The following is a 14,967-nucleotide window of genomic DNA, read 5'->3' as shown; positions in this document are numbered from 1 at the left end:
CATGAAACGACTTCTGTTCCTATTCCTCCTGATGGTTTCACCAGCGTTCTCCGAGGAACGCACGCTCACCCCCGAGCAGATGGAACAACTGGCCAACGAGGGCGAACTTCCTGATGACACCCCGGAGCGACCGACCCACCTGCCCGACCTGACCCAGTACGAGCCGCTCCCCACGGACGGCAAGGGCAAGGAACCCCCGGTTTGGACCCTCGGCCCGACGGGCATCGTCAGCCAGATGATCGACTTCCGCTTCCAGGGGGACCAGGTCTTCGTCAAGGGCACCCTTCCGGGTTCACCCGCCGAGGGAAAGCTCCTACCCGGAGACGTGATCCTGGGCTTGAACGGCAAGAAGTTCGAGGCGGGAGGACACATCGGCATCCTCATCGGCAATGCCATCATCGAAGCCGAACTCGAAGAGAACGAGGGCCGGATGGTCTTCCAGGTGTGGCGCGACAAGAACTACGCCGCCCGGACCGGCAAGCAGGACCTTGCCGCCGTCGATATCGATGAACTCATCAGCGAAGCCCGCGATGACAACACGCTCTACGACTGGAAACCGGAGGAGGAACGGACGCAGGAGGTCCGTCAGATGGGTTTCGACAAGTTCCCGGTCGAAGCCGAAACCCTCGAGGTCGAACTGAAGCTCCGCACCTTTCCCGCTTACAGTGACACCGCTCCCTACGACTGCCCCAAAACCGCAAAGATTCTCGACGATGCCTACAAGGTCCTGGAACAGAAGTTCATCGTCGACCCCCAGGTCAAGCGAAGCGGCCGCGGTGGTATCATCGAGGCGATCGCCCTGATCTCGTCCGGCAGGCCCGAGCACCGCAAGATCGTGCACGACTGGGTGCGGGGACCCCACAGCCCGTGGAAGCCGCCGACCGAGCCCGCGGGAACCATGTTCGAACCCGGCTACCGGGGCTACAAGGGCTACCAGAGCTGGCACCACGGCTACGGTGGCCTGTACTGCGCCATCTACTACGACGCGACGGGCGATGACTTTGTCCTCCCGGCGCTACGGAAGTATGCCATCGACACCGCGATGGGCCAGAGCGGTCACGGCTCATGGGGCCACACCTTCGCCTACCCGTCCTTCAACGGCGGCGAACTCCACGGCATGAACCCCGGCTACGGCGCCCTCAACGCCGCCGGCAACCGCTGCTTCTTCCTCATCACCCTGGCCCAGAAACTCGGCATCGAGCACCCCGAAATCGACCTCGCGGTCAAGCGGGCCCACCGCTTCTTCGGCTCCTACGTCGACCAGGGTGCCATCCCCTACGGCGACCATGGAGCGGCTGCCACCGATGACAGCAACGGCAAGAACACCGGTGTCGCCTTCTCGATGAAACTCCTCGGTGATGACTACGGCGCGAAGTACTTCGCGATGATGTCGAGCCACTGTGCCTTCACCCGCCGCGGCGGGCACGGCCACGACTACCACGGCAACTGGTCGTCATGGGCGGCCAGCCTCTGCGGCCCGGAAGTGCGCACCTTGAACGAGCGCAACCTGCGCTGGCGCCGGACCCTCAGCCGCATGTTCGACGGCAGCTTCGTCTATCACGGCGGCTATGGAGCGCTTCGCGACCCCACCGCCACCCAGGTCCTTCACCAGGCGGCTGTTTACAAGCAGACGCTGATCACCGGCAAGGACCCCAATGAGAAGCTTTACCCGAACGAGCGGGAGATGAAGCAACTCCTCTCCAGCGCGAGAGCCCAGTTCAACGATCCGCTGCTCATCGAAATGGACGGCACACCTTGGCGCGAGCGGAGCACGGAAGAAGTCCTCGACCTCCTCGACATCTTCAAGCCGAAGGCGCGGGGCCAGGTCGCCCAGGAACTCGCAAAGCGCTATCAGGCCGGCGAAAAGGAGATCCTGCCGCGGGTGGTCGGGCTGCTCGAACACGACGAGGCCCGATTCCGCGATGGTGCGGTACGGACCGTCGGCGCTTGCGGGACCGATGTGGTCCTCGAGCACCTCTCGAAGCTCACCGCCTTGCTCAAGGACCCGGCGGACTTCGTCCGGGTCTCGGCCGTGAAGGTGATCTCCAGGGCCACCGACGCCAAGGAAACCCAACTCGCGATGATCCAGGCAACGCTCGACGAACCGAAGGCCATCGCCCCGAACAGCGTCCGCAACTCGACCCAGGCCGCGCTCTTCAAGAACAGCACCGTCCTCGCCAACAAACCCTTCGAAGCCGGGTTCGAGGAGGAGGAGGTGCGCTCGGCACTGGAACATCTCATCATGCTCGACCCGGTTCACGGATCCTTCATGCCGTCCCGGCTCGAGCCCTGGACCAAGGAAACCGTCGTCAAGGTCGCCGGGCCGCTCACCAACGCGGCGGAGGTGGAGCAGCTGGCCGACCAGATGTTCGCCAACCGCTCGGCCCCCGCCCGGGCCCTGCTCACGAAGTTCAACTACCGGGAAGGGATGGAATCCTCCGCCGACCGCCTGCGTCGACAGGCGGCCATCCGCCGCGATATCCGCCCCTTCGTCGGCTTCAAGCGTCCGCTCATGGAGCCCGACCCGGTCAAGGCCGAGCCGGCCGTCTTCAAGGACTACCTCGACGAGATGGCCATCGTCCTGACCGACAACCCGAACACCGAACTCGTCAAGAAGGTGGACAAGAAGACGGTCATCACCCCGCTGGATGAACTCTACAAGCTCGTCTCGGCCGCCAGCGATCCTCCCCGCCTGCCCTCGATCTTCACTGACGTCCGCGTCATGTTTGAAGAGAAGCTGAATGCCGCCGATGGCACCGGTGCCAAGATCAAGCTTTGCCGCGACGAACTCGCCGACCCCGCCAAGCGCTCCTACTTCCGCAAGATGGCGGCAATCGATTTCCTCACGGAGATGCTGGGCGCCGACGCGCTGCCCGACCTCCTGCCCTACCTCAATCACGACTACTGGCGACTGCGGGAGCACGCCCAGAAGGCGGCCGCGGAGCTTGTAACCGCCGGCGCCGGCGGCGCGCTCGGCGAGCTTTTTGCCTCCGCGGAGCCGCGAGCTGCCGCCGGTATCCTGGCGGTCTTTGCCTTGAGCGGCTCCGACGAGGGCCTCGAGATTGCAAGATCGGCGCTCAAGCACGACTCGATCCCGGTGAGGGCAGCGGCCGCACACACCTTTGCCAGGCTTGCCGGTACCGAGGCCATACCGACGCTCTTCGCCCAACTCGCCGAAGCGCGTGAGCAGGAGGAAATCATCGGCTGTGAGGATGCCCTGCTTTCCTTCAGGGACGATCCGACCAGCGCGACCCGGATCCGGGACGACGTCCTCAAGGTCCTGCCCAAAGCCGACCCCGCCATCCGGCCGAACCTCTACTTCATCCTCGGCCGGCTGGGGGACGAAATCAGCATCGACTCACTCGAGAAGGCCGCGGAAACCGACAGCCTCTCGGAGCTGCGGGAGATCGTTCATGCGCTCTCCTATTCGCTGAGCCGCAAGGCCGACCAGGTCATGCTCCGGATCGCGAAGACCGACAAGGAAAGCGCCAAGATCGTCGGTGCCCAGTCCGCCCGCCGACTGGTTCTGGGACCCAAGGGCTTTTGGGATCTCACCGACGCCGAGCGCATGGACTTCGCCGAACCGATGCTGAAGCTGAACATGGACGGCAGTCTCATCAAGCTACTCGGCCGCGTTTACGATGCCCGGGCCCTCCGGGCCTTGATGTATTGCCTGGAAAATGGCGTCTCCAACGCCGCCGACGCACTGGTCACCAATGCCGAAGGCCTCGACAAGGGGAGCCTTTCCTCCGCCGACAACAAGATCGCCGTGAAGGCCCTGCAGGACGTCATGGAGTACATGGAAGTGGCCCACCTCCGCGGCGGCCCCGCCGCCCACATGCGGAAGGAAGACAAGTATTACGAATGGAAGGCCCTCCAGGCCAGGGCCGGCAAGGCGATGCTCAAGCTGCACCAACCGGAGGAGGCCCCCATCCCGACCATCGATCCCCTGCTGATCGATCCTTGAAGGGTGGCTGACTGGAGATGCGGGCAGCACTCTGGGGGTGCCCAGTGGAAGCAATCATTCATTGGCCCCTTCGGAACCGGTCCGATCGTGCCACCCTCCACGAACTCCGCCTTGGTAAAGCCCTTGCGCCGGTCGTCCTTGCAGCGTGCGACGTTCTCGACCCAGCGAAGAACCCTGTTGACGCGCGGGCCCACGGGCGAGCACGGAGCGCTCATGCCACGCGAAGCTCGGGTCATCATCGGCACAGATCATCGAAACGTCCCGGGGCGCAAAGATCCCGCGCTCGGCAAGGTGCTGCTGGGCCGCGATGAATTCGCAGGGCTGGTCGAGAAAAAGGACGGTCGGAGGAGTCAGCCCAAAGAGGGAATCGAGGCATCGCCGAAGGCCCGCCGGTGACGGTTCCCAATCCGGCAGGTTGTACTCACCGGTCCTGATCCCCAGCGCATTCATTCCATGAAGTGTCTCCCGAATGACACGATCCGGTTCGGGTATTCTCGCATGTCCGGGCAGCAGGAAGACGATGCAATGGTGGCCCAGCTCTTCATACCGCGCTTCCGCTCCGGTCACGTCTTTGGGCGGTGGGTTGCCCGAGCCCTGGATCCTGAACCGGAAAGCATGGCTTCGATTCTCCATCTCCCAGGAAATGGATGGAATTGGAGGCAATTGGATGACTTCGGGTGGAATTGGAGGTAGGATCAGGGCATGAAGATCCCTCTTCCACCGGTCTTCCAACCGACCAACGAAATGCTGACGCTGATCGCGTCCATTGACGAGTTCAAGGGCGAGTGGCGCGCGCTCGGAAAGCTCGGTCCCGGGACGCTGCTCACGCTGCGCCGCATTGCAACCATCGAGAGCGCCGGTTCCTCAACCCGGATCGAGGGCGCGAAGCTGAGCGACGGCGAAGTCGAGCAACTCGTCGGCAAGCTCGGGAAGGAATCCTTCCGGTCACGCGACGAGCAGGAGGTTGCGGGCTACGCCTACGTGATGGAATCGATCCAGACCGCTTGGCCGGATCTGCGGATCTCGGAAAGCATTCTCCTGCAACTGCATCGCGATCTCCTGCGATACAGCGAAAAGGATGAACGCCATCGGGGCCAATGGAAGACACTCGACAACCATGTTGCCGCCTTCGATGCGGATGGGAAACAGGTCGCCATCATTTTCGAAACCGCGTCACCCTTCGAGACACCGGTGCTCATGGAACAACTCCTGGCCTGGCTTGCCAGGGAAGAGGGCGACCCCGTTCTCCATCCTCTCCTGCGGATCGCTGTCTTCAACGTGGTCTTCCTCGCCATCCATCCGTTTCAGGATGGCAACGGTCGCCTTTCCCGGGTCGTGACCAACCTGATGCTGCTGCGTTCGGGCTATGCCTACGCTTCCTACACTTCCCTGGAAAGTGTGATCGAGCATCATAAGGATGCCTACTACCTCGCATTGCGCAGAACCCAGACCTCGTTCCGGCATCAAGCCGACTGGGAGCCATGGGTTCTCTTTTTCCTGCGGGCACTGAAGTTCCAGATCGAGCGCTTGCGGAAACGCCTGCCGGATTCCCCGGCAAAGGGAAATGCGCCTCCGCCACCCGCCGCGCTTTCCCCGCTTGCGGGACGCCTACTCATGCTCCTTGAAACGCGTCAAACGCTCTCGGTCGGGGATGCGGCGGAAGCCCTCTCGGCCAACCGCAACACGCTGAAGGACAAGTTCACCGAGTTGACCGAAAACGGATTCGCCGAACTCCACGGAAGGGGCCGGGGGGCGCACTATCGTCCCGTGAGAAACCAAGGCCATGCTCAAGCTTCACCAACCGGAGGAGGAGCCCATCGCGACCATCGACCCCCTGCTGATCGATCCTTGAAGGGTGGCTGACTGGAGATCCGGGCAGCACTCTGGGGGTGCCCGGTGGAACCGATCATTCATTGACCCCTCGGAACCGGTCCGATCGTGCCGCCTTCGATGAACTCCGCCTCGGTGAAGGCCCTGCGACGGTCATCCTTGCCGGTCGCGACGTTCCGGATCCACCGGAGAACGCGGTTCACGCGCGGCCCCATGGGAGAACGGATGCAACTGACCGGGCGTTCGTGCCAGGCGAAGGTGGGGTCATCATCGGCACAGATCATCGAAACGTCCCGGGGTGCCAGAATGCCGCGCTCGGCAAGGTGCTGCTGGGCCGCGATGAACTCGCAGGGCTGGTCGAGAAAGAGGGCGGTGGGCGGGGTGACGCTGAAGAGCGAGTCGAGACAGCTACGAAGGCCTTCAGGTGACGGCTTCCAGTCCGGCAGGTTGTAGTCACCGGTCTGGATTCCCAGGCCATTCATCTCATCGAAAACCGCCTGCACCACCTTGTCCGGGGCGGGCTTTCTTGCAAACTCGGGGAGCAGGAAGACGATGCGACGGTGACCCAGTGCCGCCAGCCACCTCACGGCGGCCAGATACGCCGGGGCTTTTTGGGGACCGGTGAAGGCCAGAGGCTCAAGGGGTGCTCTTCCAAACAGGCCGAAGGCCGGCTTCGACCGCGCCGCGAACCATTCCAGCACCTCGCGGGAGGCCGCGACGATCACCCAGGCGTCGGCCTCCGTCTGCTCCACCATCCGTGCCACCCGCTCCACCTTCATGCCGAGTTCGGTCAGGGACCTTCGCGCCAACCTGACCTCGTATCCGGCTTCGCTCAGCTTCAGCAGAAGCGTGGACATCTCCGGGTTGCCACGGTCCTCGGGACTGTAGAGCAGGAGCCTGACCCGGAAGGTCGCCGGCTTGGCGTCGTCCGGCAGGACGATCCGGCGCCGCCGCCCGGGCCCCTGGGACTCCAGCCAGCCCTCCCTTTCCAACTGGTCCAGGGCTGCCCGGGCGGTATCCCGCCCGACCTTGAGTTCGCGGACCAACCGGTTCTCGCCCGGCATCGCTCCGGTCCACGTCTGCCGCCGGATCATCTCCTTCAGATACTCCGCCACCTGCTCGCAGGCTGAACGGATCCGCAACGGTTTCATGCTCTTTAACCTCTGGAAATCCGGAGCGGTTGGCAAATGGAAACGCAGTCGCCCCCGCTCAGGCATGTTCGTGCTACGGGAACTTCCTCGCTCATGAACGGCTGGTCGGCACAACCTCGGCTGGATGCCGGAAAGGCACCCTACCGGGGATGGCGAAGTGCCTGCAGAATTCGGGGACCCACCCGCGAGGCGCCGACGGCGCTTTTGTCACTTCACTCCCCGAGCGCCTGCCCATCCGCATCCAGCCAGGCGCCGAAGGAAAGAGGAGTACCTCACCGTGGCGCGGTCCGACCGTGCCGCCCTCGATTCGCTTCGCAGCGGCTGATCAGGGGGATTGCTCCGCCTTGAGACGTGCAAATTCGCTGTCCGGGCTGCCGGGCGTGAAGGTGTAGGAGATCGTGGCGGTGGGATCACCCGCGGCCTGGGTCACCGCGTCCACCCACGAGCCCGGGGCAAGCGTCTCCGAGGTCTGGATGATCCAGGTCACGTCGCCATTGCTGATGGCATCCGCCCCCTTGGCGAAGGTGATGGTGTTGCCGGAAAGAGCCCCCACCGGATAGCTCGAGGCGGTGGGACTCAGGCCGAGGGCGTAGGCGACCCCGTTGCTGATGCCATCGCTGTTGAAGTCGTCTTCGAAGAGTTCCCCGGGGATGCCGTTGTTCGTGGCCCAAGTCGAGTAGTCCGGGTCACCGCCTCCGCCACCTTCGGACGAGATGATCAGGCCGGCGATGATCCTGCGGTTGTCGCTGGTCGGTCCTTGCGCCATGACCAGCCGCAGGGAACCGTCAGTGACCTCGATTCCACCGGCCGTGATCACGATGTTCTCGTTCCGGATGCTGTAGTCTTCCAAGAGCACGTCATCCCCGACTTCTGGACGGTAGAAGATCGCGTTCGAGCGCGTCGTGTTGTTGGTTCCGATCAGATACTGGATCTTGTAGGTTCCGTTGGTGAGACCCGAGACGGTCGCGATCATGTCTGCCCCGGAGCCTCCCTGATTGCCCTGGGCCCAGTAATCGAGGAGTACGGTCAAATTCGCCTGATCGGAAGCGGTTCCTCCCTCGGAAATGTTCGGGGCGTTGCTCGGGGCATTCGCATCGGAACGTGAGTTCGTCAGGACCAGGTCAGTGGTGCTCGACGTCATCCAGTTGTGTCTCGTGAAGTTGACTCCTCCGATGCTGAAGCTCGTTCCATTCGCAGTGATGCTGTCAGCTCCGGTGAAGTCGTAGGCCCCCACCACGTTGGTCAGGTCGAGGACATCGACGCTCGTCAAAGCAAGGAGTTGGGGAGCGGTTGCATCCACCGAGAAGTTCCAGGTGGTATTGTCGGCGATGCCAGCGTAGGGATTGAACGACCGGTCTGTGATGGCAGTCGCATCGATCTGCACCGCGTAGTCATCCCCGGCCACGAGTTGGTCGGTCACGACCGTCACGGTATTGCCGCTGAAGGTGACGCGGGAGGTATCAGTGATGTCGATCAATTCGCTCGCCAGGGTCGTCGTGTTGATGACCTCGATGTTGCCGGTGCCGGCCTGCACGATCTCATCGAAGGTGATCATGAGACCCTCATCGGCCCGGGACACCGTGGAATTGTCGGTCGGGCTCAGCGAAACGACCGTCGGATCGGTTTCGTCGAAGGGGAGCGTGGTGAAATTCCACGTCACGTCGTCGCTGATTCCCGGATAGTCGATGGCTCCGGTGCTGACAAGCGCGCCGGAATCAATGCGCACAGCATAGTCGGTGCCGTAGTCAAGGTCGGCGGTCGGATCAATCGTCAATACCTTGCCCGAGATGCTCACCTGGGTGGCGTCGGTCACCGCGATCGTCGTGATGGCGGACGTATCGAGGTTGCGCAGCTCGATGTTTCCGGTGCCGGCAACGATGTTCTCGTTGAAGGTTGCGGTCAGATTCTGGGTCGATGGAAACAGCACGATGGTGGAATCATCGGCGGGGTCCTCAGAGACGAGCACCGGGGGAAGACTGCCCGTGGTCGAAACGAGCAGGCCGCTGATCAGCCGGCGATTGTCGCTGGCTGGGCCTGATTCCACCCTGAGATTCAGGGTGCCATCGGTCACTTCCACATTTCCGGAGATCAGATAGTTGAAAGTGGTGCCTGATGTCCTTGCGACCTCTCCGATTGTGGTCGTGCCTTCAGCGGTTAGATTGAAGTAGCGGTCCGTGCCTCCATTGATTGAGAAGAAGTACTGCACGAAATACGTGCCGGATGCGAGACCGTCGAGGTCGAGTGTGAGGTCACCAGACGGCGATACTCCCTGTTTGCCGTTCAGATTGGTGGTCACGATCGTGGTGAGATTCGTCTCGTCCTGGGTCGTGGTGCCACCGGAAGAAATGGTCTGGCCGGTGGTGAAGCCGCTGCTGGCACCCAAGAGACCGCCAACCGTGAGATCGCCGTAGGTTCCGTCCCCGGCATCAACGGTGGTGAAGGTCACTCCTTCGACGACAAGGTCCGAGCCTGGCGGATTATCGCTGTCCACGAAATTCCACGCACCGATGACGCGGTCGTAGTCAAGAGTGTCCACCGATGTCCAACCTTCGAGGACAGTGGCGCTGGCCGACATGGCGGCTAGGCCTGTGAACGCGAGAAAAATGGTCTTGGAGAGCCGTCCCTTTTTCATTTCGGACCATGCTTCTCTTCGAAGGGAAGGTCGGACGCAATCGATTTTCCATCTACCAACCGCTCCTATTTTCCAGAGGTTGAAGAGCATGAAATCGGTCCGAATCCGTTCCGCTTCCGAACCGGTGGCGGAGTAGCGGCCGAAGTCAGGGACTCACGCGCGAGGCTTTGACGGCCTTCATACCACTTCGATCCCCGACGCATGCCCATCCGCAACGAGCCGAATGAGCAAGGCAAGGGGAGAATCTCACTGCGGAACCGGTCCAGTCGTGGGCTGCGATATGCTGGGACCAGCGAAGGCCAGAGGCTCTGGTTACCGATCGCGGGGCGACCCGGATGAATGTTGGCAAATCAAAGGAAACATCGGGCCGGAATCGACACGAAACCAACCTCGGGAAAAGCGGATCGGTTGGTGATACACCTTTTTCTTCCGTCCCTGCGCCAGCGTATTGTAAGCCTCTCGCAGTCTGAACGAGATCACAAATTCTTCCTAGACCAAGATGAAGAGCAACTCCTATCCCTCCTTGAGAAAAACAGTATCCGCGATCCTCGCATCCACCCTGCTCGCAGGGTCTGTCCATGCCGCCGTTGTTGTCACAACGACCGTTCAGGGAGGAACTGGCTACGCAGTGGCTTCCAGCACCGACCTGTTGCAAACTGCCTTCGGAACCTACACGGGAACACTTGACACCGTAAGTGGCGCTCAGCCGGAATCAAGAGTTCGCGATGGTCTCGGCCTATCAACAGACCCTAGTGCGCCCAGGATCAATAGTGGCAGCAGCGCAACCTACACTCTGGATCTCTCAACCAACACTCTCGGATACACCCTCAATAGCATCGATATCTTCTTCGGTCATTCGAATGGTGGACGTGACGAGATCACCAGCTTCAATGTGCAGTATGCCACCGTATCAGCACCCACCACGTTCATCACGGCTTTGTCCGGTGGCAGTTCTGTGATCGGCGCAAGCCCTTTCTATGGCAGGGCTCGTGTGGCGGATGACACATTGTCCTCCTTTGCGACGAATGTCGCGGCCATCCGGATTACCTTTACTACGGTGGAGAATGGCTGGAGCACCCTGAAAGAAATTGATGTGAACGGAAGTCCCGTTGTGATTCCCGAGCCCACCTCCGCGCTTCTCGGCGGCATCGGCCTGCTCTTCCTGCTGCGCCGCCGTCGCTGAGACCGTTCCCGATTTTGCTCCCCTTTTCACGGGTCGCTTCCCTTCCGGGAGCGGGCCGTTTTCTTGACCCGAAGTCCGTCACTTTCGAAACCTGGCCGGAGAGCCTCGAAGGGTTGGCGAAGCAGTTGGCTGACCTGGCCAGATGAGGGGGAGGAGCTGTCTCTCGCCGGGGGCGCCGGAACATCCCTGCAGTTCGAACTGATGGACCGCGGTCCATCCGATGCCATGCCGGAGAAAAGCGCGCGGGGGCACCCCCCGCTCGGCCTCACTCCATCGGCAGCACACCCAGCGCCTGACCGTCTGCGACGAGCCGGGCGCGGAGCTTGTCGTAGGGGACGTCCTGCACGGGGATCTCCGCATCGATGGCCATGCAGGCCGCGGTGGCGGCGCTCTGAGAGAGAATCATGAACACCGGCTCCATCCGGATCGAGCCGAAGGCGATGTGGGTCGCGGAGAGCGCCCACGGCACCAGCAGGTTGGTGCATTCCTCCGCCTTCGGCACGAGGGACCGGTAGGAGATGCCGTAGGCTTTTCCGCCGAGGTAGGACTGGATGTCCCCCTCGTTCTTGACCATGCCGTTGTGCACCACCCGCTGGGTGTTGTGCGAGTCGAGCGTGTAGGCACCCATCCCGACGGGATCCTCCACCGGCAGCGTCCGCTTGCAGTGGTTCTCGGTCATCACGAAGTCCGAGCGCATGCGCCGCGCCTCGCGGACGTAGAGATTGTAGGGCCAGTGGCCGTTGTCGGTGAACTCATCCTTCGGCAGCCCCCACGGCGCGTAGGCCTTGCGGATCGGCTCGGGCACCCGGGGGTGGTTCTGGACGGACCAGACCAGCCCGAGCTGCCAGTCGCGATGCTTCGCCGCGAGCTTCTCCCGCTCCTCATGGTCGAGCGTCGACCAATCCCAGTCGGGCCCGTAGTTCATCCCGATGTAGTCGGTCGAAATGCCGCCGTTGTTGTTGCTGTCGGTCTTGCGGTTCGGCATCGGCGAGAGCTTGAAGAACCCGCCCTTCTGGCCCGCCTCCATCGCCCGGAAAAGAATCTCGTAGTCGGCCTCGTCGTAGCCGTCCGGCTTCTCGATCATGATGCGGTTCTCCGGCACATCGGTCAGCACCATCCGGTAGCAGTAGGCCTGCAGCCGGTGGTCGCCCTCGCCCTTCTCACCCCCGAGGTCGGGGTTCACGCCGGGCAGCAGACCGCTGGACGCGTCACCGGCGACGACATACGGATCGATGCCGTTGGGCAGTTGATTCTTCTTCGCAACACCGGTATTTCCGTTGCCCTGCTCGTCGAACTCGGAGTTCGACTCGCGGCCGGTGACGAAGGACACCCCGGCCAGCGGCATCAGGTCGCCTTCGTAGGAGGCGTCGATGAAGACCTTGCCCTCGATCACCGTCCCGTCCTCGAGCCGGATGCCGGTGATCGTCGTGCCGTCCTTCATCACTCCCTTTTCGAGATCGAGGCGACCCTTGACGACCCGGACGCCCGCCTCCTTGACCATGGCGTCGAAGACCGCCTCGGCCACCTTCGGCTCGAAGACCGAGGCGAGCTCGGTCTTTTCGTTGAGGCCGGGCACGCCCTGGCCCTTGTTTCCGAACTCCTCCCGCTTCTGCTGCACCCAGGCCTCCGGCTTCTGGTAGTGGAGGTAGAGTTGGTGGTAGAACTCGCGGGAGAGGCCGCCCAGGATCTTGTCGTTACCGATGTCGCTCCAGCCGAGCCCGCTGCTGGTCAGCCCGCCGAGATGACCATACTGGGAAACCAGGATCGCCGACTTGCCCATGCGGGCGGCCTGCACGGCGGCGACCACGCCACCCGAGGCATCACCATAGACGACGACATCGGCCTTCGGCGTCTCACCCCACGCATCGACCAGGGCGAGAGCCATTACCTGCGATGCCAGCACCGCTCGAATTGCAACTTGGAGAATCTTCATTTGCTTGAATCCGGTCTTCTGAACCGCGGAGAGATCCGCGACGGGGAGCCTACGCACGGTGTACCCGGAAGCTCTCGTCTTTTGAAAGATTTTCGGGCCCTCTCCAACCCGATCTGGGGTCTCTTGGGAAGAACCCGGACTCCCCGCGCATCGTGGTGACGGAATCGGGGAACCCTCAACGCCGGCGATGACTGAAGCCGAGGCAGCCGGGCCCCACACCGAATCAACCACCCTCCCCGCAAATCCTCGCCACCAAAAACGCACTTGTATTCCGATAGTTCATATCTCAAATATCAAATATGCCGCGGCCGAAACTCGAGGACTTTGATCCGCAGCTGGTTCGGCTTTCCGCCTTTGCCCGGGCGCTGTCCCATCCGGCACGGGTGGCGATCCTGCGCTTTCTCGGGCAACAGGGGGAAAGCGCGGCCATGGCCATCGTCAACGAACTCCCGCTCTCCCAGCCCGCCTGCTCCCGGCACCTCAGGGAACTCGTCGAGGTCGGCCTCATCAAGGGGCGAACCAAGGGCAGCAACATCTTCTACACCCTCGAATCGAAAGCCCTGGATCGCTTCTGCCAGAGTATGTCGAAGACGCTCCACTCCTGACCTTTTCCAACGACTCATGAATCCGAAACACATCGTCATCATCGGCGGCGTGGCCGGCGGCGCCTCCGCCGCCGCCCGCGCCCGGCGCCACAGCGAATCCGCCCGCATCACCGTGATCGAACGCGGCCCCGACGTCTCCTTCGCCAACTGCGGCCTGCCCTACCACATCGGCGGCGAGATCAAGGACCGCGAGGAACTCGCCCTGCAGACACCCGAGTCGCTGCGCAAGCTCCTCAACCTCGAGGTGCTCACCCTGACCGAGGCCACCGCGATCGACCCGTCCGCGAAGACCGTGGCCCTGCGCTCGGTCGCGGACGGCGCGGAATCCTCGATTCCCTACGATCAGCTGATCCTTTCCCCGGGCGCCAGCCCGCTGCGCCCGCCGCTTCCGGGCATCGACCATCCGCGCATCCTGACCCTGCGCAACCTGCAGGACATGGACCGCATCATCGAGTTGGCCGCGACCTCCGACCGCGTCGCCGTGGTCGGCGCGGGTTTCATCGGGCTGGAGATGGCCGAGCAACTCCTCGAGATCGGCAAGCAGGTCTCGCTGGTCGAGCTGCAGCCCCAGGTGCTGCCACAGCTCGATCCCGAAATGACCCGCCCGCTCGAGCGGAAGCTCCGCGAAAAGGGGGTCGAACTGGTCCTCGGCGACGGCATCGACGGCTTCGAGGGCGAGGGCGACGTCGTCACCGCGAAGCTCAACAGCGGCCGCCGCATCGAAGCCGAACTGGTGATCCTCTCCATCGGCGTCCGCCCCGACAGCCAACTCGCCAAGGACGCCGGCATCGCCCTCGGGCCGCGGGGCCACATCACGGTGGATGCATTCCAGCGCACCAGCATCCCGGACATCTATGCCGTCGGTGACGCCTGCGAGTCTGCCGATCCGATTCTCGGCGGCCACGTGGCCATCGCTCTCGGTGGTCCCGCCAACCGCCAGGGGCGCACTGTCGCGGATCACATCTTCCTCGGCGACAAGGCCCTGCCCTATCCCGGCTCGATCGGCACCGCCATCGTCCGCGTCTTCGATCTGGCGGCCGGGGTCACCGGCGCCAGCGAGAACCGACTCAAGATGACCAAAACCCCGTACGAAACGGTCACGGTCAACGGTCCCTCGCACGCATCCTATTTCCCCGGAGCCGAGACCATCACCCTCAAGCTGCTGTGGTCGCCCGAAGACGGCCGCGTGCTCGGCGCCGAGGCGGTCGGTGTCGACGGCGTGGACAAGCGGCTCGACGTGCTCGCCACGGCGATCCGCGGCCGGATGACCATCGACGACCTCGTCCATCTCGAGTTTGCCTACGCGCCGCCCTTCGGCAGCGCCAAGGATGTGATCAACACGGCCGGCTTCGCCGCCACCAACATGCGCGACGGCATGCTGATTCCCGTGCAGACGCTCGGGGAGGCCGAGGGCCAGCAGATCGTCGATGTCCGTCCGCCCGCCGCCGTGGAGAAGCTTCCCGTTCCCGGTGCCACCAACATCCCCCTGCCCACGGTCCGCGACCGCCTCGGGGAGATCGACAAGTCACGACCGGTCTACACGGTGTGCCAGATGGGCAAGACCAGCTACTTCGCCGCCCGCATCCTCGCCAACCACGGCTACGATGCGCGCAGCATTCTCGGAGGCGCCTGGCACCAGGCCCCGCGGGACGGCGATTGAGCCGGT

The 14,967-nt window shown here is 63.1% G+C and carries 9 protein-coding genes; 5 read left to right on the top strand and 4 right to left on the bottom strand.

Features of this window, described 5'->3' with window-relative positions; all coding sequences use genetic code 11:
• The first annotated feature begins 1 nt into the window (after window position 1).
• Complete coding sequence (locus ACG2LG_RS00915) at window positions 2-3,967, top strand: DUF6288 domain-containing protein (RefSeq protein WP_396255521.1); 3,966 nt, start codon at window positions 2-4, stop codon at window positions 3,965-3,967.
• 54 nt (window positions 3,968-4,021) lie between these two features.
• On the opposite strand, the gene ACG2LG_RS00910 is transcribed toward ACG2LG_RS00915, so the two are convergent.
• Complete coding sequence (locus tag ACG2LG_RS00910) at window positions 4,022-4,600, bottom strand: hypothetical protein (protein WP_396255519.1); 579 nt, start codon at window positions 4,598-4,600, stop codon at window positions 4,022-4,024.
• Between the two features lie 69 nt (window positions 4,601-4,669).
• Between ACG2LG_RS00910 and ACG2LG_RS00905 the strand changes: the two genes are divergently transcribed.
• Window positions 4,670-5,830, top strand: a complete 1,161-nt coding sequence (locus ACG2LG_RS00905; protein WP_396255517.1) for a Fic family protein — start codon at window positions 4,670-4,672, stop codon at window positions 5,828-5,830.
• Between the two features lie 47 nt (window positions 5,831-5,877).
• Here the strand turns inward: ACG2LG_RS00905 and ACG2LG_RS00900 are convergent, their stop codons facing one another.
• Both ACG2LG_RS00900 and ACG2LG_RS00895 read right to left on the bottom strand, forming a co-directional pair.
• Entirely contained in the window at window positions 5,878-6,948 is a 1,071-nt protein-coding gene (locus ACG2LG_RS00900) for a substrate-binding domain-containing protein (protein ID WP_396255516.1), read from the bottom strand.
• Window positions 6,949-7,273: 325 nt separating this feature from the next.
• Window positions 7,274-9,580 (bottom strand): Ig-like domain-containing protein, encoded by a 2,307-nt coding sequence (locus tag ACG2LG_RS00895; RefSeq protein ID WP_396255515.1) that lies wholly within the window; start codon window positions 9,578-9,580, stop codon window positions 7,274-7,276.
• Window positions 9,581-10,079: 499 nt separating this feature from the next.
• Here ACG2LG_RS00895 and ACG2LG_RS00890 point away from each other — a divergent pair, with 499 nt between their 5' ends.
• Window positions 10,080-10,763 carry a hypothetical protein gene (locus ACG2LG_RS00890; protein ID WP_396255514.1) on the top strand — a complete coding sequence of 228 codons (684 nt, stop codon included), beginning with the start codon at window positions 10,080-10,082 and terminating at the stop codon, window positions 10,761-10,763.
• 265 nt (window positions 10,764-11,028) lie between these two features.
• Here ACG2LG_RS00890 and ACG2LG_RS00885 read toward each other — a convergent pair whose 3' ends face one another.
• The gene (locus ACG2LG_RS00885) at window positions 11,029-12,696 is read right to left on the bottom strand and encodes an FAD-dependent oxidoreductase (RefSeq protein ID WP_396255513.1); all 1,668 of its coding nucleotides are present in this window, start codon (window positions 12,694-12,696) and stop codon (window positions 11,029-11,031) included.
• Between the two features lie 299 nt (window positions 12,697-12,995).
• Here ACG2LG_RS00885 and ACG2LG_RS00880 point away from each other — a divergent pair, with 299 nt between their 5' ends.
• Together ACG2LG_RS00880 and ACG2LG_RS00875 are read left to right on the top strand one after the other, a co-directional pair.
• Window positions 12,996-13,301, top strand: coding sequence for an ArsR/SmtB family transcription factor (locus ACG2LG_RS00880; protein ID WP_396255511.1), 306 nt, complete (start codon window positions 12,996-12,998; stop codon window positions 13,299-13,301).
• A gap of 16 nt (window positions 13,302-13,317) precedes the next feature.
• Entirely contained in the window at window positions 13,318-14,961 is a 1,644-nt protein-coding gene (locus tag ACG2LG_RS00875; RefSeq protein ID WP_396255509.1) for an FAD-dependent oxidoreductase, read from the top strand.
• The last annotated feature ends 6 nt before the right edge of the window (window positions 14,962-14,967 follow it).

Source organism: Haloferula sp. A504 (assembly GCF_044385805.1).
Taxonomy (GTDB): Bacteria; Verrucomicrobiota; Verrucomicrobiia; order Verrucomicrobiales; family Akkermansiaceae; genus Haloferula.
This window is presented reverse-complemented; position numbering and strand designations above follow the sequence as displayed.